The following is an 18,729-nucleotide window of genomic DNA, read 5'->3' on the forward strand; positions in this document are numbered from 1 at the left end:
CTGTTTTATTTGCTGTATTCATCCCCATCTACGTCTGTTATTACGTATTATTGTTTTTACGTATTATTTTAATTGTTATTAACTAAAGAGGTTAAATCACATCACCATGTCTGACGACACTCCCAGCCCGAGTAGTTGGTCGATGCGCGGCTTAAAACGCTGGCTATCGACCGCCCCCGAAACCCGTGACGAATTGATTCGTCTGGTACAAGACTCGCGCCAGTTCTTAGAGCCTGATACCGTCGATATGTTAGAAGGCGTGCTGGATCTGCCTGCGACACAAGTGCGCGAAATCATGACTCCGCGTCCGCAAGTGGTTGGGCTACACGAAAGCACCAGTCTCGCTGAGGTGATGGATATCATCCTTGAGACCACCCATTCGCGCTATCCTGTCTTTGACAGTCAAGATGATGATGCCGTCATTGGCATTTTATTGGCAAAAGATTTGATTCCTATTCTTGTGCATATGGTGCGCGATCAAGAAGATAAAATCGATAGCAAACGTTTGAGAGATTTGGTACGTCAGCCGCTATATATTAGTGAGACGGCACGTTCTGATACCTTGTTACGCTCATTGCAGCGTACCCAAGTACATATGGCGATTGTCGTCGATGAATTCGGCAACTTTGGCGGTGTCGTTACCATGGAAGACTTGCTTGAAGAGATTGTGGGTGACATCGTCGATGAGCATGATGACTTCGATGAAGACAGTGATATCAATAACATCGTCGCTGATCCTGAAAAACCAAATACGTGGCGTGTGCAAGCGTCTACCGTGATTGAAGACTGTAATGATGAGCTTGGCAGTCATTTTGATGATACGGATGTCGATACCATGGGTGGTCTAGTCATGCAGGCGCTTGGTTATGTGGGTGATTTGGAAGGTGAAAGCGTGGTGATAGATGATTGGAAAATCACTATTACTGATGTTGAAGGGCGTTTTATCCAAAATCTTGAGCTCACCAAAATCAATCCTGATCAGCAAATATTGATAGGCAGTCATTGATGTGTCGATAGCGACCTAAACATTGTTTGATATACTCAAAAAAACACGATTGCGGTCGTGTTTTTTTTGTGTTTGCTATTGGGTATTTGCTACGCAATGTTACCTATTAATGGGTTGAGACTGGTATCATGGGCGGGTTTAACTTTTAGATACTGTACAAAACACAATACGGTCTGCTTCAGCTTGGTTTTCATCTGAATGTTGACGCTTAAAATTTTGAAAAATATGGTTTTGGATAACTGCTATGCGCCTGTCTACTGTTGATTTACAAAAACGCCTGAACCCTGATAAGCCAAAGGGTTTGCCTATAGCGCTGACGGTATTGATTGCGTTGTTGGCAGGTGCGGTGTTTATATTTGCACTGGCGCCTTATGGCATTTGGCCACTAGCATTGGTTTCGCCTGCTATTTTATATGCATTATTGATGCCTGATATGAGCGGTAAACGTGCTTTTCTTATCGGTCAGGCTTATGGTACGGGACTTTGGTGCGTTGGTGCATTTTGGTTATACACCTCTATTCATGTTTATGGCGATACGCCAGCGTGGCTTGCGCTGATTATGATTGCGCTGATGGGGTTAGGCATGGGGTTATTCCATGGCTTTTTGGCGTTGGTTTTCAACCGTATGGTCGGTCGTCAGCCATTGTCGTTTGCGGCGCTATGGATACTCCAAGAGTGGCTGAAAACGTGGCTGTTCACTGGATTCCCGTGGTTGTTTGTCGGTTATGCCTTTACGGAGCAGTATTGGTTATCGTCATTAGCACCAGTTGCTGGCGTCTTTGCAGTGTCTTTTGTGGCGGTATTATTGGCAGCCAGTTTGGTTGAGCTATTGCGTCGCCGTGGCGGCTATATGATTCCGTCGATAGCATTGTTGGTCATTAGCAGCGCGTTATGGTTGATTAATCCGCAATGGACGAAACCAAAAGGCACACCTGATTTGTCCGTGTCCTTAATCCAAGGTAATATTCCACAAGATTTAAAATGGCTCACCGAATATCAAATAGAAACCCTAAAAATTTATGCAACTCTGACAAGTACTGAGTGGGATCGCGATATCGTCTTATGGCCAGAATCCTCGATTCCTATGTTTCAAGATGAAGCGATTGGCTTTATCAGTGAAATGGTTAAAATGGCCAAAGAAACAGATACCACGTGGGTAACAGGTATTCCTTATAGAGATTTAGAAAACTTTGACCCAAAAACGGATAAATATCCGCCATTTTATAATAGCGTGGTTGCGCTAGGTAGTGACGCTGAGGGCATGTATAAAAAGCAGCGCCTGGTACCATTTGGTGAATATATTCCCTTCGAAGGCATGTTAGATATCTTGCCAAACCTTGCTGGTAGTCAAGAAATCATGAGCTATAGTCGTGGTAGTGACAACCAATCACCGCTGCGTGTACGTGGTCATAATTTGGGCTCAGCAGTCTGTTATGAAGTGGCTTACCCTGATACCACTCGTAAAAACGCGATTGGCACGGACTTCTTATTGACCATCTCAAACGATGCTTGGTTTGGTACGTCGGCAGGTCCATTGCAACATCTGCAAATGGTGCAGATGCGCGCGCTAGAGAATGGGCGTTGGTTTATGCGTGCGACCAATACGGGCGTGACCGCGATCATCGATCATAAAGGTCGTATCGTCGAGCGTGCACCGCAGTTTGAGCGCACCGTATTGCGCGGTGATGTTCAGGCGCGGGTTGGTAATACACCTTTTATGAGCTTCGGTAATTATCCGATTCTCTTTATCATTACGCTGTTACTTGTCTTGAGCTACTTTGGTAAGCGTGGGATGCCGCAACCGCGTTTGGGTAAGTCGCTAAAATAACTGGCTATTATTACAAGTCATAATGAATCGCTAGAATGGGTTATGAGAATTAACCACAAAAGCGAGTGGCAAAGTTTGTTGATAATAAATCCTTTAAATACTTAAGGGTTTTAACAAATCGGTACGAATTGCGATATAATAGACCAATATTTTAAATATTTTGTGCAAGGTGGATAAGGTATGTCAGAACATATTGTCGAAAACAACCCTAAAAAAGAGTTCTTATTTGCTTTAGGCGGTGTTGCCTTATTTTTAGGTATCGTCTTACTTATTGGTATTTCTGGATTTTTGCGTCCAGCAGGCGAGCACATTACTGCTGAGACAACCGAAACCTCAGCGGCGGCTGATGAAGCAGAAGCGATTGCTGCTGAAGACACTGCGCCAGCTGAAACAGCACCTGTAGCCGCGGATGCTACAGCGACTGATACTGCTGCAGACGCAAGCGTTACCCCAGCGACCGATACTGATAGCGCTGTGGTTACTGCAGAAGCTGGTACTGCAACTGCTTCTGGTACAGTCAGTCAAACTGCGGTTGCAGATGCTGATCTAACGGCTGAGCAAGCAGACGGTGATTTGGAAGCGGGTGATACCACTGATGAAGCGGTAGCCGCACAGTAATATACGTAAGTCGATGCTACTTTTTTAAAGTACGGATCGACAAACCGCTTCGCTTAAAGTCCAAGTATTTTTGCTTAAAGCCTAAGTATTATTGTAATACCATAAGCACAACAGCGTCGTCATCACTGACATTGATGCTAAAAATAAAAGTCCGCTTTCAGCCAATGATAGCGGGCTTTTTTGTGGGTATTTGTGTAATTATTGACCAATTATTTCTTTACTTGATTATATCCAAGTGAAACAATGATGCGCCTATATGACCGCTTGTCGGGATAATTATATATTTGGTCGTTAATACAGTGGTCTTTAAAGGAATAAAGTTATGAGTGCAGAATCAAAGTCAGAGGTTAGTGCTGCTGAATTGGCAGCACTAGATAATGGATTTATGGGGCACCCTAAGCCGCTACGTCCATTGTTTTTCACAGAAATGTGGGAGCGATTCTCTTATTATAGTATCCGTCCACTATTAGTATTATTTATGGTAGCGACCGTCGGTAGTGGCGGTTTTGGTTTCGATGAAGTTACAGCTTCTGCTATCTATGGTATTTTTGCTGGTTCGTTATATTTAGCGGCAGTACCGGGTGGCTGGTTGGCTGATAATTGGCTCGGTCAAGAGCGTGCACTCTGGTGGGGTAGTATTATTATCGCCCTTGGTCATTTGTGTATCGCACTATCGGCTATGTTTGGGATGACGCTGTTTTTTGTGGGTTTGATGTGTATCGTTCTCGGTTCAGGCTTATTTAAAACCTGTATCTCCGTGATGGTCGGAACGTTGTATCCCAAAGGCGATGCACGCCGTGATAGCGGCTTTACTCTATTTTATATGGGTATCAATATTGGTGCGCTACTGGCTGCCCTTATCGTTGGCGTATTTAAAGAAAAAGGTATGTGGCATGTAGGCTTTGGTGTCGGTGGTCTTGGCATGTTAGCTTCACTATTGATTTATCGTTTTTCAGCTAAAAAAACCTTAAATCGTTATGCTCGTGCCAAAAACATTACGCCTGAATGGGAACAAACGACTGGACGTTTCAAAAATGTAGGTCGCTGGGTTGGCGGGTTTCTCGCGCTACTTGCTGCCATTACTGTCTTAGTGTCGACTGGTATTATGCCATTTAACCCTGAAATGGTTGCTCAGTATATGACTTACCTCATTGCCGCAGTCGTCATATTATACTTTGCTGTCATGTTTATTTCACCGCGATTGGATAAAACTGACAAGCTGCGTTTGTTAATTTGTTTTATCTTAATCATCGGCTCGACGCTATTTTGGTCAAGCTTTGAGCAGCAGCCAACGTCTTTTAACCTGTTCGCCGATCGCTATACAGACCTGAATGTTTTAGGCTTTGAAGTGCCTAGTATTTGGTTTCAATCGCTTAATCCTTTGTTTATTTTAATATTAGCGCCGATCATTAGCATTGTCTGGGTCAAGCTTGCCAATCGAGGCCTTGAGCCAAATAGTATGGTAAAGTTTGCGCTTGGTATGTTGTTTGCCGCTGCAGGCTTTGCCTTGATGATATTTGCCTCAAAAAGCATTTTGACTAGCGATGGTGGATTGGCTTCACCTTTATGGTTAGTGGGTAGTTTATTATTGCTGACCCTTGGTGAGTTGGCGCTCAGTCCTGTTGGTCTGTCTGCAATGACTAAGCTTGCGCCAAAAGGCATGCAAGGTCAGATGATGGGGCTTTTCTTTGCTTCTCTTGCTTTAGGTAATTTGGTTGCTGCGTTCTTTGGTGGTCAAGTATCAGCGGATAAGATCGAAGGGTTGCCGGGCTTATTTACGATGATGACGATCTTTTTGGTGGTCACAGCCGTTGTCTTATTGGCATTAGCCAAACCGATCAATAATATGCTGCAAAAAAGCGAGCGTGCAGATAAGCTGAGCTAATTCAGACACACGGTTAACGGATTTAGGATCAATAGCAATACTAGCAAAAATGTTAGATGGCGAGACGTGTTACCATGATCGGTAGCACGTTTTATGGTGACACTTAGTAAGTTATTGCCCCCACGCTATTGAAAGTACGCTTTCCGCCCAAACATCTAATAATGCTCTGCTGTAATGCTCCTAAAAATAGCTAGCCTCATTTATCTGGTCATTGACAATATTTTAATTTTTAAGACATTGAGCTGCTTATGTAGGTTTAGATGCTGAGCATTCAATGAATGATAAATAGCAAACGCCTAAAACAGTTTACTCGCTCAAATAAGACGACTATCCATAGTCGCCTCACAATATGATTTTTCCAAATCTTATTTTTTAAAATCAATAAGGACACCTTTTATGAATAAACAAAGCATCCACGATCGTATCGACAGCCTACGTCAGGCGTTGATAGCACAAGATCTGACCGCGATTATCGTACCGTCTGCTGATCCGCATTTATCTGAGTATCTGCCAGAATATTGGCAAGCGCGCTTATGGTTATCAGGATTCACAGGCTCAGTCGGGACGCTCGTTGTTACCGCTGATTTTGCTGGATTATGGACGGACAGCCGCTATTGGGTACACGCCGCTGACCAATTAGAAGGTACTGGTATTAGCTTAGAGAAGCTTGCACCGGGTCAGCCAAATCATATTGATTGGCTCGCCGAGCATTTGGCTGAGGGGGATAGCGTGGCAGTCGACGGCAATGTATTGTCTATCTCTGAGCAAGATAGATTGTTAAATGCCTTTGATGCCAATGACATTACCTTAATCACTGAGCGTGACGTATTGACAGAAATATGGAGCGATCGTCCAGCGCTACCTACTGCCAGTCTATATCAACACGATGCGCAGTTTGTCGCGCAGACTGCTACCTCAAAACTTGCCGCTGTACGCGCAGGTATGGCTGAGGCAGGCGCAACCCATCACTTGCTTTCAAGCTTAGACGATATTGCTTGGTTGACCAATTTACGCGGCGCTGATGTTGACTATAACCCTGTGTTTTTGGCACATATGCTCATTAGCGAACATGACGCGACATTGTTTATCGATAATAATAAAGTCAGTAGCGAGATAGCACAAAGCTTAAAAGACAGCGGTATCACCCTTGCTGATTATGATGCTGTGCAAGATGCGTTGGGCACATTGACTGCTGATGACTTATTGCTATTAGACCCAAGTAAAGTGGCAGTAGGTACGTTATCTAAAATGGGCGATGGCATAGGTTTTATTGAGCAAATGGCGCCAAGTACGTTGCTAAAATCGGTTAAATCTGACGCTGATATCGACCATGTGCGTGAAGCCATGCGTCAAGATGGCGCGGCATTAAGTGAGTTTTTTGCCGCATTTGAGCAGCGTTTAGCAGACGGTGAGCGTTTAAGCGAGCTGGACGTTGATAGTATGCTCATCGAAGTGCGCAGTCAGCAGCCACATTATGTATCGCCAAGTTTCCCGACTATCGCAGGCTTTAATGAAAATGGTGCGCTGCCACATTATCGCGCAACGCCAGAAAAATTTAGCTACCTAGATGTCAATGAAGGTGAGGGTGGTTTATTGCTCATTGATTCAGGCGCTCAGTATCAAAACGGCACCACTGATATCACCCGTGTGGTCGGTATTGGACAGGTAAGTAGCGAACACAAACGTGACTTTACCACCGTACTCAAAGCCCATATTGCCTTAGCAAAAGCACATTTCCCTGATGGTATCGCTTCACCACTCATCGATGCGATATGCCGTGCACCATTATGGCAGGCACAGATGGATTATGGTCACGGTACTGGTCATGGCGTTGGTTATTTCTTGAACGTCCATGAAGGCCCACAAGTGATTGCTTATAGTGCCAGCATGCCGAAAGAGCGTGCGATGAAAGAGGGCATGATCTCAAGTAATGAGCCAGGTCTATACCGTGAAGGCAAATACGGTATTCGTATTGAGAACCTGATGGTTAATAAACGTGTTGCCCAGCCTATAGAAACGGAATTCGGCGATTTTCTTAATTTTGAGACCGTCACTTATTGCCCAATTGATACCCGTTTAATTGAGTCGTCATTATTAACTCAAATCGAAATTGATTGGTTGAATAATTATCATAGCCAAGTCTATGCAGAGCTAAAAGACCGCGTTGAAGGTGCGGCACTTGAATGGCTGACTGAGCGGACTAAGGCTATCTAAAGTAAACGCTCATATCGACGAAGCTAAAATGAAAAAACCCCCGTAAAGTTTACGGGGGTTTTTTAGTACTAGGAATTTGTTACTAAGGATTTATTGCTAAAGGGTGATGCGTAGGACGCAGCATTTAGCTTTTTTTAGACTCTTTGTCAGTTCCTGCTTCATCTTCGCTTACATTTTGAGTCACTTCAGCACGTAACCAAGATTTTAAATTCTCAGACATCAGCATCATTTGCTCACTGAGATAATCATCAATTTGCATTTCCAACTCACGGATCATTTCTTGATGTGTAGTACTCAGTTTCGCATCTTTCAATGCCAGTTTAATGGCGGCGCTGGCTTTGTCATTGACCGCTTTTATGCTGTGGTCGTCATTAATATGCTTGTCATGAGCGACATTAGCATGTTCACTGATGGTTTTGTTCTCAGAACTAGATTGCGTCGCAGCCGATTTTTCAACATTTTGGTTTTTCTCAACCGTGTTATCAATGCTGAGCGATTCTGAATCGCTGGCATCATTGGTGTTTATAGCGGTCGTTTTATCAGCGGCTATTTGCTCAATTTTCTGTTGTTCTTTTTGCGCGGTATCTGCTGCTTCACGAAGTTTGGCTGCCTCTTTTAATCTAGCACTTTCTTTTAATCTGGCATCCTCTGCCGCTTTTACTTTTTGTTGTTCTTCTCGCTGCTGTTTTTCAGCAGTCGCTTGCTCTTCGGCTTTTTTGTCAGTAATGGCTTTAGCGATGGCTTGCTCCGCTTCATGGTTTTCGTATAGCTCATCGATGTGGGTATCCAAATCATGAGTATTAAAGACAAAGCTTTCAAATGGGGTATCGTTTTGCAGTAAGGTGGTGATGTCTTTTAGCTCTTGGGTAATTGCTGCGCGAATAGGCTCAGGCGCACACGTCCAGCGCTGGTAAAACTGATGGGAAAATGAGTAGCTTGACATGGTATCGTCCATAAATGTTCCAAAAATTACCCCTTATCATACGCAAATACGATAAGGGGCTGCAAGTGGACAAACGTAGCAAATCTGACACCAAGGTTACAACGACCGACATGGTGAGTTTTATACCTTAATGATTCACGGGCCAGCGCGCAAATACTAACGAGCCATTGGTACCACCAAAGCCAAAGCTATTGGATACGGCATACTGTAGGTTTTCAACTTTGCGCGATTGGTTGGCGACATAGTCGAGGTTACAGTTGTCTTCCACATTGTCCAAATTAATGGTGGGTGGCACATGCTGATGCTGTAGGGCAAGGACGGTAAATATGGCTTCAACAGCACCCGCGGCACCAAGCAAATGACCCGTCATCGATTTGGTTGAGCTAACCAAAATGCGGTCTTTGACTGGGGCAAAAACGGTTTCAATAGCAATCGATTCAGCGACATCACCCGCAGGGGTGCTGGTGCCATGAGCGTTGACATAACCAACACTCGATGGCTCAATGCCTGCATCATTTAGGGCATTACGCATCGCTCGCGCCGCACCGCTGCCATCTTCAGGCGGTGCTGTGATGTGACTGGCATCATCACTCATCCCAAAGCCGACCAGTTCAGCGAGTATGGTTGCACCGCGTGCTTTGGCATGAGCGAGGCTTTCTAGTACCACCATACCCGCGCCATCACCGAGCACAAAACCATCACGGTCTTTGTCAAAGGGACGCGAGGCTTTGGTTGGTTCGTCATTGCGAGTTGAGAGGGCATGCATGGCACCAAAACCTGATATGCCAAGTGGGCTTGAGCCTTTTTCACTACCGCCTGCTAGCATGACATCGGCGTCACCATAAGCAATCAAACGTGCAGCGAGACCCATTGCATGGGTAGCGGTGGTACAAGCCGTCGATGTCGCAAGGTTGGGACCTTTTAAGGTATGTTTAATCGCGACTAAGCCTGCTGCCATATTCACAATAGAGCCAGGAATGATAAAGGGCGAAACTTTCATAGCACCTTTTTCTCGTAGCGTATCGCGACTGTTTTCAATGGTTTGGATACCACCAATACCTGAGCCTAAAATAATGCCGAATCGCTCTTGATCGACATTTTGCACAGGTGCGTCAGCAGCACTTACTTCATCGATAAAACCAGCGTTCTGTAATGCCATACTAGAGGCGGCAATACCATAATGAATAAATTCATCATAGCGTCGCGCGTCTTTGGCATTCATATATTGCTTGGCATCGAAATCCTTGACCACGCCAGCAATTTGAGCGCGATAGCCAGTAGCATCAAAATGTGTAATTGGCGCGATGCCGCTATCACCATTGAGCAGTTTAGTCCATGAGCTATCGACGTCGAGTCCCAAAGGTGTCAACGCACCCATACCCGTAATTACGACGCGCAAGTCATCGCTACGCTCATAGTGCGGTAGTTTCTGACGCGGTTGATGCTCCGCTGTTGCGCTAGCATCATTGGTAGCTTGATCAGTAAGTGAACTGCTGTGTTGGCTCATGCGATATATCCTATACTTACAAGTCCTAAGAGGAGGGTATTTCAGAATTCATTATAAAACACATAAGTGCACGTGTGTAAACTAAAATTTGACCAGTCAGGCGAAACAAACCTGACCCAAAACCACGCCTTTACTCGCACCAGTCACGGCTGGCAAATTACCCGTTTCACCTATTAGTGTTTGCCGTGCGAGCCATGCAAAGGCGACGGCTTCGACCCACGCTGGATTCAGTCCTAAGCTTGCGGTGGTCTCTACCGTGCAATGGGGCAGATGCGCTTGCAAGCGAGTCATCAAATAATCGTTTAATGCACCGCCACCACAGACGTAAACCGAGCTATTTTCATGAGCATTAATAAACATGTTAATTTGCATACTGGCACTCATCGCTGTCAGTTCAGTAAGCGTCGCCTGCACATCCGCTGACGAATAGCGAATATGGGCAGATGCCTGATCGAACTTTTGCAGCTCATCCTGTAGCCATGCTAAGTTAAAATCTTCACGCCCAGTGCTTTTTGGATACGTTCGCGCAAAAAATGGATGTTCTATTAGCTGATTAAGTAGCGGCTCAACCACTTGTCCAGACTGCGCCCAAGTGCCGCCAGCATCATAATCTTTATCAGTATGCAATGCCGTCCACGCATCCAACAATAAATTGGCAGGACCCGTATCATAACCAATCACAGGGCTATCGTTTGCTGGCAAGACTGTGATATTGGCAATACCGCCTAAATTTAATAACACGCGCGTGCTATCAGGCGTGGCAAATAACGCTTGATGAAAAGCTGGAACCAAAGGCGCTCCTTGACCGCCAACTGCCATATCACGGCGGCGAAAATCGCTGACGACGCTAATGCCAGTACGCTCAGCAATGATGTTGGCATCGACCAATTGCAAGCTAAAGCCCAGTTGCGGACGATGGCGTACCGTTTGACCGTGACAGCCGATCGCCAACACTGACTCTACATCAGTATTCGATTGCTGCAATAAATTATTGACCACCTCGCTGGCAAATTCAGCGTATTCTTTACTTGCCCAACCGAACCAGTCTAATTCGCTGTTTGGTTCACCCTCTGCAGGTATTAATTCTTGAACACCATTAGGCTGACATAAAGCCAATAATACTTCACGCAAACGCGGCGGAAACTCTTGGCTATGAGTTGCTAACAGTCGCATCGGTTGCTGTGTATCTTTTTCAGCACTACTATCACTACTAAACTGACAAAGAACCGCATCCATCCCGTCTAAGCTGGTGCCAGACATCATGCCGATATATAAGCCATCATCGAAGTTTTCAAACACGGTTTGCTCGAGTGCATCGGTCAAGGTGGCATAGTTTAAATCGTCAATATTATCTAGACGGCTATCTAAGCTCATCTCTAAACTTAAATCTGTGTCAGGAGTATTCTGAATATCGTCAATCGATACGGGCTTGGTCATGGCAATTTACCTTAAAAAACGCTAGTATATCTCTCAAATTCTAACATCTTTTACTGGCTACGAGATTCTAAATAGCCCAAACGCGTTACCCTTTTAATAAAGACAATAAAGAGAGCATCATGACCACGCAAACCTACACCCTAGAAGAACAACTTGCCCTGATCCAACGCGGCACGCAAGAAATCCTATCTGAAGAAGATTTGGTTAAGAAGCTTAAACTCAATCGCCCGCTACGTATCAAAGCAGGCTTTGACCCTACTGCCCCTGACCTGCATTTGGGTCATACCGTGCTGATTAATAAGCTTAAGCATTTTCAAGATTTGGGTCATGAGATTTATTTTCTAATTGGTGATTATACTGCCAAGATTGGTGACCCGTCTGGTAAGAACAGCACCCGTCCACCATTGACCGACGAGCAAATCAAAGTCAATGCGCAGACTTATGCTGAGCAAGTCTTTAAAATTTTGGATAAAGAAAAAACCAAGATAGTCTTCAACTCTGAATGGTTCAAAGATATGTCAGCGGGCGATATGATTCAGCTTTCGAGCCAATTGACCGTCTCGCGTATGCTTGAGCGCGATGATTTCTCTAAACGCTATGCCGCGCAAACGCCAATTGCTATCCATGAGTTTCTCTACCCATTGGTGCAAGGCTATGATTCTATCGCATTAAAAGCGGATGTCGAGCTTGGTGGTACTGACCAAACCTTTAACATCCTAATGGGACGTACCCTGCAAGGTCGTTATGGTCAAGAGCCACAAGTGTGTATCACCGTGCCAATCTTAGAAGGGCTAGACGGCGTCAATAAAATGTCTAAATCCCTGAATAACTACGTCGGCATTTATGATGCACCGGGCACCATGTACCAAAAACTACTGTCGATGCCAGACACCTTAATCCGTCGCTACTTTGAGTTTTTAAGCTTTAAGCCGATGGAAGAAGTCGAAGCGTTAATGGCAGAGATGGAAAATGGTCGCAATCCACAAGAAATCAAACGTATTCTTGCTGAAGAATTAATCGAGCGTTTCCATGATGCCGATGCGGCTGCTAATGCGCACAAATCAGCGGGTAACGTATTAGCTGATGGTGAACTGCCTGTTGATTTACCAGAAGTAACACTAGATTTAGAAGGTGCTGAGGCGCTATTTATTACTCAAGTACTCAACCAAGCTGGATTGGCTAAAAATAGCTCATCTGCGAAAGACATGATCAAGCGTGGCGCGGTAAAAGTAGATGGCGAAGTCGTCGATGCGAGCTTTAGCTTAACGGCTGGTCAGACAGTGGTTATACAAGCAGGCAAAAAGGCGTATGCGAAAGTGATGGTGGGTTGAGATGCAAAAGGTAGAAGCTTTTGAAGCAGTTGTTCAAGAATTTAAACAGATGACATATGAGGATAGCCAAAACAGAAGTAAGTTATTTAGAAGGTTCGAAGTTTTGTTATTGAATTATCTAGATAATGGTAAATACTATGTTGAAAGGATGAATAGGGTTAGTTTCAGTCCTTATGATGCTTTGAATGAATTCGGTTCTGAGTGGTACGAAGAGATGGAGTTTAATGAGTCAGAATGGAAAAAACAATGGACAATTGGTTATACAGAAGCTTTGAATGTAATGAAAGATACAATAGAAGAAGTTGAATTGCTTGATTCTATAGATAATGGGGCTATGAAAGAAAAGCCTGAAAAAGACTGCTCAACAGTCTTTATTGTTCACGGGCATGATGATGCCTCTAAGTATGAAGTAGCAAGATTTGTTGAAACAATAGGTTTTAGATCAACTATTTTGCATGAGCAAGCTAGTTCCGGCTCTACTATCATTGAGAAAATTGAACAGCATACGGATGTTGGTTTTGCTATTGTGCTTTATACTCAATGTGATGTCGGTGCGGCTAAAAGTGATCAAGATAACCTTCAACCTAGAGCTAGACAAAACGTCGTTTTTGAACATGGTTTTTTGATAGGCAAAATCGGTAGGAAGAATGTTGTTGCACTTGTTAAAGGCAATGTTGAAAAACCAAATGATATATCAGGTGTAGTTTATATTTCTTTAGATGAATCACAGGGTTGGAAGTTGAGCCTTGTTAGAGAAATGAGAGCATCAGGTTACGATATTGATATGAATAAGGTTTCTTAAAATGGCTATGACTCAAACCATCCCTCAAGGCATTTACCGCCATTATAAAGGCAGCCTGTATCAAGTTTTGCATACCGCGCAGCATTCAGAAACGGAAGAGTCGCTAGTCGTTTACCGCTGTCTTTACGGTGAATATGGCGTTTGGGTGCGACCGTTAGCTGTGTTTACGGAAACTGTTGAAGTTGAGGGTAAGCAAGTGCCGCGATTTGAGCTGACCAAAGCGTTAGCTGATTAATGATTAAAATTTATTGCTCACATAAAAAAGCGACCCGTTAAGGTCGCTTTTTTTATATGAATCAACAATTAACCCTGTAAAAATCCCTTCAATACTTTATAAAACCCAATTGGCTCATCCATTGGTATCGCATGACCTGAGCGCGGCAATACTATCTCAGTTGCATTGGGTAGCATTTGGGTGACTTGTTGCTGCCACTTAGCATCATAGATTTTGGAGCGACCACCGATGAGGTTGACCACTGGAATAGTGACCCGCTCTATCGCACCACGAAAGTCATAGGGTAGTGTCAAATAGGCTTGCAAGCAGCGCATTTTATGATGCCAAATACTATGATCATAAAGCGCAAGTTTAGGGTCATTTTTATAAGTCATCACTTGTATAAACGCTTTCGAGCGCGTTCGATTAACAGATAACAGAGAGAACAGTCGTTCGACATCCGTTGCACGGCGTTTTAGAGCAAACGGTAGGTGGGTAAAGCTTTTTATTTCAGCATAAGGTAAAGTTTTCTCAATTACTTCGTGAAAGATATCAAATACTTCTTGCTGCCGCGCACCAAACAAGCCACCTTGCCAATCAGGCTGATTATGGATAGCAGTACTTTGGTCAATATTCAAATAACGGCTGACTTTCGCGCTGCCATAACGCTCAAAATACGCCCACATCACTTGTGCGCCCATCGAAATAGCGGCAACAGGCAAGGACTCTATATTGCGCGCTAAGCAAATTTGCTCAATGACGACACTGATATCATCGGCATACTGGCGCACAAAATCAAACTGGGTGAGGTCGATATCTTTTGCCGCCCCAAATCCTCGCAAATGCGGCAGGTAAAAGGCATACTTGCCAACCAAAGGTAAAATAAATGGCAAAAACTCACGCGCGTCCATACCATAAGCATGCAGTAATATTACAGGTTTGCCACTACCTATGACTGACACTGGTAGCAACGTACCGTCAGTTAAAGTGATATCAATCGTTTTCAACTGGTAGTTAGTAGGCAAGTTGATTAAGTTTTTCTTCATAAGGCAATGTACCTTGTTTTCATTAAGCGGTTTTACCAAGTCGATTGAGCCAAAATGTATCTAGCAAAAGTCTTTATCTCATTTCTAAAAGACTGCTATATTAAAGCAGGTAATTAACCATAGCATAAAAGCAGTTAAGCGGTAAAAGTAGTGACTTATCATAGACTTTGACCAATCGAATCAAACGTCAGCAAGTAAAATATAAGGATATTAAGGTATGAACAAGCTGACGTTACCATTGCTTGATAGCAGCCTATATCCAAAATTTTGGCAGCAGCAAACATTTACCAATCCACAGGCGTTATTACTAGCGATTCTTATGGCAGAGGAGGTACCAGATGCCGCAGCATTTACACAGCAATTACTAGCCAATGAGGTTTATCAAGACTGGATTAATAGCAGCGTGTTTGGACGTTATTTGCAGCGTAATTTTACGGCGTTCTCTCAGCAAACAGAAGACAGTTTCAATAGTGATATGCCTTTGCTGTTTCGTCAAGAATTGATGCGTCACGCGCAGTATTTACCGCTAGGTCAGGTATTGTTTTTTGCAGGGGATTTACCAAAAAGCGTGCGTCAAACAAAGGTTTTAAGCACAATGGTCAATCCTGCCACAGTGATCATTAATGCTCAAAAATTAAGTGCAAAAGCTATAATGAATAATCCGACCATGATTATCAATCAGATAGTGATTAGGGGTAAGCAAGTATTAGGATTTCCGATACGCCATAATAAACGTACCAGCGAGCGCTTGCGCAATGAGGTATTGATTTTAGATTTTCAGGATTTGAGGTTGGTCAATGAGATGAATATCATAGCCAAAAAAAGAAGCAATATAGATGAGACTATATTGCTTCGGTCTTATGAGTTACGTTAATAAGCCAAACGATCAGATAAAGGTTTAAGAACCTTGCTTAGCAATCGTCAGCCCGTTATAAGTTTGCGCAACTGGCATCACTTCTAAACGATTGACGTTAATATGAGCAGGCGATTCAATCAGCCATAATAAAATATCGCCAATATCATCGCCGGTCATGGTTTTAAAGCCGTCGTAAACCTTGGCGGCTTTATCGTCATCGCCATGAAAGCGCACGTTTGAAAACTCAGTACCCGCGACATTACCCGGTTCAAGGTTGGTCACTCGCACTTGCGTACCGATGAGATCCGCGCGCAGATTGAGGCTAAACTGTTTGACAAAGGCTTTGGTCGCACCATAAACGTTGCCACCAAAATAAGGCCAGCTGCCAGCGATTGAACCAACATTGATAATATAACCGCTATCGCGCGCTACCATTGCTGGCAAGACTGCATGGGTCAGCGCCATCAACCCTTTAATATTGGTATCAGTCATACGCATCCAATCATCAAGACTGGCATTTTGCGCAGGTTCTGTACCGAGTGCCAATCCAGCATTATTTACCAAGACATCGATTTGGTTAAAACCGTCAGGCAAATCAGCGATAATTTGCGGAATAGTAGCCGTGTCACTCACATCCATGACCACAGGTAAAAATGCTTCGCCTAAAGTGTCTGCTAAAGCATTCAGCTTATCGAGGCGTCTGGCACAGCCAATCACGCGATGACCATTGGCAACCAAACGCTCGGCCAGCGCTTTACCAAAACCTGCGCTTGCTCCTGTAATCAATACGTTCATCTTATATCCTTATCATTGATGTTCTGTACATGTGTCATGGTTTATAACGACAGCTTGTCTTGATTTATTGGCGTTGTCTTACTTGTTAAATAATTGCTTACCAAAGATTTTATCGCCCGCATCGCCTAAACCTGGGATGATATAGCCATGTTCATCTAAATGGCTATCTAATGCGGCGGTATAAATGGTCACATCAGGATGCGCTTCATTGACCACACGTACGCCTTCAGGTGCCGCAACCAATACCAATGCTTTAATATTGGTACAGCCATTTTTCTTTAGCATTTCGATGGTCGCAACCATTGAGCCACCAGTGGCTAACATTGGGTCAATGATAAGGGCTGGGCGTTTGTCCATATGGCTGACAAATTTTTCAAAGAACGGCACAGGTTGTAAGGTTTCTTCATCACGTTGCAAGCCGACGACAGAGATTTTTGCTGTAGGAATCAAATCGAGCACCCCGTCAAGCATACCAATACCCGCACGTAAAATCGGTACAATCGTCGCCGTCTTACCGATGATTTGCTCACCTGTGATTTCACCACACCAGCCTTGCATTGGGAAGGTTTCAATTTCAAAATCACGGCTTGCTTCATACGCCATCAAGCGTGCAAGCTCTTTGGTTAACGTGCGAAACTTATAAGTGCTACAGTCTTTTTCGCGCATAAGGCTGAGTTTATGACGGACTAGCGGGTGATCAATGACGGTGATTTTTAAGTCGCTCATAAGGTTTCTCTTGGTTTTTGGTCTGATGCTTGCGCAGTTACTGCGGTTGCCATTAGTATAAAAGATACAAACACTTACTGCACTTCAACCTTATATCTGTCTCACAAATAGTAAGCTTGCTACTTTGACAATAAAGTAAGCTAAATATATTTATAGCAGGATTGATCTTATTTAAGCCGACTATGTTTGACTATAATCGCGCCCTAATAAATGAAGCAGTGTTTAGGCTTGCTATGATAGCAAAAAAACCGCTTTTCTGATGAAGAATCTTATGACTACACAACCATATCACACCCATAATAATACGCATAAAACCGATAACAGCTTAATATTATCTGAAGCCCAAGCAACAGAGGTAGAAACGCATCCGTTCGCTCCCGTTTTACCATCTAATGCTACGGTAATGATGATGGGCACTTTTCCACCGACCGCTGATAAATGGGCAATGCCATTTCACTATCCAAACTTTTACAATGACATGTGGCGTATTTATGGCAGTGTATTTTTTGACGATGTGGATTACTTTCGGGTAGGTAAAGAAAAACGCTTCGATCCTGAGCGTATTCGCGCCTTTATGTTTGAGCGCGGTATCGCCTCCTGTCCGACCGTCAAGCAAGCGATTCGCAAGACTGGTAATGCTTCAGATAAAAACTTAACGGTTGTCACACCCGTTGACCTAGATAGTATATTGCCAAAAGTGCCAAAAGTGCCAAAAGTGCCAAAGGTTGAAACCTTGTTTACCACGGGCGGTAAGGCAACAGAAGTGCTGCTTGGTTTATTAGCCGAGCCACCTGCCAAGTCTAAGTATCCTAAGACCAATCAAAGTATGGACTATCCTTACCAATGGCAAAGTAACCAAAGTCAAAAAGCGGATGTTAATGATTTAACCTTATATAGGTTACCTTCGACTTCACGTGCATATCCTTTAGCGATAGATAAGAAAATTGCTGCTTATAAAGACTTCTTCAAAAAGATAGGCAAGCTGTAAAAGCGCTTCTATATAAGAAGCGCTAACTAAGATCAAGGGCTGTTGTTGGTAAGGGTAAAACTATCTTTAACCCTAACCGCCTGATAAATAGAAGGTATTGACGACAAATTTAGATAATCTTCAAAATAGTAAATAAACCACCTTGACCCAGCCTCAAGAACCCATACACTGCCATCCAGTTAAAGCAAAAGTAGTGTCGCCATCCTGCTAATTTAGTTTAATCACCAAGTTTATTTAAATTAAGCTAAAATAGCCCTTGACTAAACATTCAAACCCTCTATAATACGCCCTCATCAAGACGAGCTGGAAGCTTATATGTAAGATACATATAAATAACCCAATTCACTTGAAGAAACAAAACATAAAAAAGCTTGACAATTCAAATCATTATGATAAGATAGTCGGCTCGCTAGATAGCTTAACCCGTAAGGGTTTGAGACTAAACAGCAAGAGAGTTACCCTATATATCAGTTACTGGACGACAGTGATTGAGCACTATTTAAAAGCATAACTAAAGAACAACTTGTGTGGAT

Annotated in this window: 16 protein-coding genes; 10 read left to right on the plus strand and 6 right to left on the minus strand. The window is 43.6% G+C overall.

Annotation, left to right across the window (positions count from 1 at the left end; all coding sequences use genetic code 11):
* Window positions 1–106: 106 nt before the first annotated feature.
* From JMX95_RS11790 to JMX95_RS11810, 5 genes are all read left to right on the plus strand, one after another.
* The gene (locus JMX95_RS11790) at window positions 107–1,006 is read left to right on the plus strand and encodes a CBS domain-containing protein (RefSeq protein ID WP_045445952.1); all 900 of its coding nucleotides are present in this window, start codon (window positions 107–109) and stop codon (window positions 1,004–1,006) included.
* Window positions 1,007–1,250: 244 nt separating this feature from the next.
* Window positions 1,251–2,834, plus strand: a complete 1,584-nt coding sequence (gene lnt / locus JMX95_RS11795; RefSeq protein ID WP_045445955.1) for an apolipoprotein N-acyltransferase — start codon at window positions 1,251–1,253, stop codon at window positions 2,832–2,834.
* Window positions 2,835–3,014: 180 nt separating this feature from the next.
* A complete protein-coding gene (locus tag JMX95_RS11800; RefSeq protein WP_060491940.1) occupies window positions 3,015–3,452 on the plus strand; it encodes a hypothetical protein in 438 nt (145 codons plus the stop codon).
* Window positions 3,453–3,774: 322 nt separating this feature from the next.
* Window positions 3,775–5,337, plus strand: coding sequence for a peptide MFS transporter (locus tag JMX95_RS11805; RefSeq protein ID WP_201560910.1), 1,563 nt, complete (start codon window positions 3,775–3,777; stop codon window positions 5,335–5,337).
* A gap of 396 nt (window positions 5,338–5,733) precedes the next feature.
* Complete coding sequence (locus tag JMX95_RS11810; protein ID WP_201560911.1) at window positions 5,734–7,551, plus strand: aminopeptidase P family protein; 1,818 nt, start codon at window positions 5,734–5,736, stop codon at window positions 7,549–7,551.
* A gap of 124 nt (window positions 7,552–7,675) precedes the next feature.
* On the opposite strand, the gene JMX95_RS11815 is transcribed toward JMX95_RS11810, so the two are convergent.
* The 3 genes from JMX95_RS11815 to JMX95_RS11825 form a co-directional block, all read right to left on the minus strand.
* Window positions 7,676–8,506, minus strand: a complete 831-nt coding sequence (locus tag JMX95_RS11815) for a hypothetical protein (protein WP_201560912.1) — start codon at window positions 8,504–8,506, stop codon at window positions 7,676–7,678.
* Window positions 8,507–8,621: 115 nt separating this feature from the next.
* Window positions 8,622–10,001 (minus strand): beta-ketoacyl-ACP synthase II, encoded by a 1,380-nt coding sequence (fabF, locus tag JMX95_RS11820; RefSeq protein WP_201560913.1) that lies wholly within the window; start codon window positions 9,999–10,001, stop codon window positions 8,622–8,624.
* 96 nt (window positions 10,002–10,097) lie between these two features.
* Window positions 10,098–11,438, minus strand: coding sequence for an anhydro-N-acetylmuramic acid kinase (locus JMX95_RS11825; RefSeq protein ID WP_201560914.1), 1,341 nt, complete (start codon window positions 11,436–11,438; stop codon window positions 10,098–10,100).
* 119 nt (window positions 11,439–11,557) lie between these two features.
* Between JMX95_RS11825 and tyrS the strand changes: the two genes are divergently transcribed.
* From tyrS to JMX95_RS11840, 3 genes are read left to right on the plus strand one after another with little or no spacing between them, the layout of a single operon-like run.
* On the plus strand, window positions 11,558–12,769 hold the full coding sequence (tyrS, locus tag JMX95_RS11830) for a tyrosine--tRNA ligase (RefSeq protein WP_201560915.1): 1,212 nt from the start codon (window positions 11,558–11,560) through the stop codon (window positions 12,767–12,769).
* Between the two features lies 1 nt (window position 12,770).
* On the plus strand, window positions 12,771–13,571 hold the full coding sequence (locus tag JMX95_RS11835; RefSeq protein WP_201560916.1) for a TIR domain-containing protein: 801 nt from the start codon (window positions 12,771–12,773) through the stop codon (window positions 13,569–13,571).
* A gap of 7 nt (window positions 13,572–13,578) precedes the next feature.
* Window positions 13,579–13,806: a DUF1653 domain-containing protein gene (locus JMX95_RS11840; RefSeq protein ID WP_201560920.1), complete on the plus strand. Its 228-nt coding sequence runs from the start codon at window positions 13,579–13,581 to the stop codon at window positions 13,804–13,806.
* A gap of 68 nt (window positions 13,807–13,874) precedes the next feature.
* Here the strand turns inward: JMX95_RS11840 and JMX95_RS11845 are convergent, their stop codons facing one another.
* The gene (locus JMX95_RS11845) at window positions 13,875–14,831 is read right to left on the minus strand and encodes an alpha/beta fold hydrolase (protein WP_201560917.1); all 957 of its coding nucleotides are present in this window, start codon (window positions 14,829–14,831) and stop codon (window positions 13,875–13,877) included.
* Window positions 14,832–15,048: 217 nt separating this feature from the next.
* On the opposite strand from JMX95_RS11845, the gene JMX95_RS11850 reads away from it, so the two are divergent.
* Window positions 15,049–15,705, plus strand: coding sequence for a hypothetical protein (locus JMX95_RS11850; RefSeq protein WP_201560918.1), 657 nt, complete (start codon window positions 15,049–15,051; stop codon window positions 15,703–15,705).
* Window positions 15,706–15,729: 24 nt separating this feature from the next.
* Here the strand turns inward: JMX95_RS11850 and JMX95_RS11855 are convergent, their stop codons facing one another.
* Together JMX95_RS11855 and upp are read right to left on the minus strand one after the other, a co-directional pair.
* Entirely contained in the window at window positions 15,730–16,482 is a 753-nt protein-coding gene (locus tag JMX95_RS11855; protein ID WP_201560919.1) for an SDR family NAD(P)-dependent oxidoreductase, read from the minus strand.
* Window positions 16,483–16,560: 78 nt separating this feature from the next.
* Entirely contained in the window at window positions 16,561–17,208 is a 648-nt protein-coding gene (gene upp / locus JMX95_RS11860; RefSeq protein WP_045445969.1) for a uracil phosphoribosyltransferase, read from the minus strand.
* Between the two features lie 271 nt (window positions 17,209–17,479).
* Between upp and JMX95_RS11865 the strand changes: the two genes are divergently transcribed.
* Complete coding sequence (locus tag JMX95_RS11865; RefSeq protein ID WP_227676058.1) at window positions 17,480–18,196, plus strand: DNA glycosylase; 717 nt, start codon at window positions 17,480–17,482, stop codon at window positions 18,194–18,196.
* Window positions 18,197–18,729 lie beyond the last annotated feature (533 nt).

It is taken from the genome of Psychrobacter sp. NC44, assembly GCF_904846655.1.
Lineage (GTDB): Bacteria > Pseudomonadota > Gammaproteobacteria > Pseudomonadales > Moraxellaceae > Psychrobacter.

Bases quoted from the DNA above. Each gene is read 5' to 3' on its own strand.
- JMX95_RS11790 (WP_045445952.1), top strand. From the start codon at position 107: ATGTCTGACGACACTCCCAGCCCGAGTAGTTGGTCGATGCGCGGCTTA.
- lnt (WP_045445955.1), top strand. From the start codon at position 1,251: ATGCGCCTGTCTACTGTTGATTTACAAAAACGCCTGAACCCTGATAAG.
- JMX95_RS11800 (WP_060491940.1), top strand. From the start codon at position 3,015: ATGTCAGAACATATTGTCGAAAACAACCCTAAAAAAGAGTTCTTATTT.
- JMX95_RS11805 (WP_201560910.1), top strand. From the start codon at position 3,775: ATGAGTGCAGAATCAAAGTCAGAGGTTAGTGCTGCTGAATTGGCAGCA.
- JMX95_RS11810 (WP_201560911.1), top strand. From the start codon at position 5,734: ATGAATAAACAAAGCATCCACGATCGTATCGACAGCCTACGTCAGGCG.
- JMX95_RS11815 (WP_201560912.1), bottom strand. From the start codon at position 8,506: ATGGACGATACCATGTCAAGCTACTCATTTTCCCATCAGTTTTACCAG.
- fabF (WP_201560913.1), bottom strand. From the start codon at position 10,001: ATGAGCCAACACAGCAGTTCACTTACTGATCAAGCTACCAATGATGCT.
- JMX95_RS11825 (WP_201560914.1), bottom strand. From the start codon at position 11,438: ATGACCAAGCCCGTATCGATTGACGATATTCAGAATACTCCTGACACA.
- tyrS (WP_201560915.1), top strand. From the start codon at position 11,558: ATGACCACGCAAACCTACACCCTAGAAGAACAACTTGCCCTGATCCAA.
- JMX95_RS11835 (WP_201560916.1), top strand. From the start codon at position 12,771: ATGCAAAAGGTAGAAGCTTTTGAAGCAGTTGTTCAAGAATTTAAACAG.
- JMX95_RS11840 (WP_201560920.1), top strand. From the start codon at position 13,579: ATGACTCAAACCATCCCTCAAGGCATTTACCGCCATTATAAAGGCAGC.
- JMX95_RS11845 (WP_201560917.1), bottom strand. From the start codon at position 14,831: ATGAAGAAAAACTTAATCAACTTGCCTACTAACTACCAGTTGAAAACG.
- JMX95_RS11850 (WP_201560918.1), top strand. From the start codon at position 15,049: ATGAACAAGCTGACGTTACCATTGCTTGATAGCAGCCTATATCCAAAA.
- JMX95_RS11855 (WP_201560919.1), bottom strand. From the start codon at position 16,482: ATGAACGTATTGATTACAGGAGCAAGCGCAGGTTTTGGTAAAGCGCTG.
- upp (WP_045445969.1), bottom strand. From the start codon at position 17,208: ATGAGCGACTTAAAAATCACCGTCATTGATCACCCGCTAGTCCGTCAT.
- JMX95_RS11865 (WP_227676058.1), top strand. From the start codon at position 17,480: ATGACTACACAACCATATCACACCCATAATAATACGCATAAAACCGAT.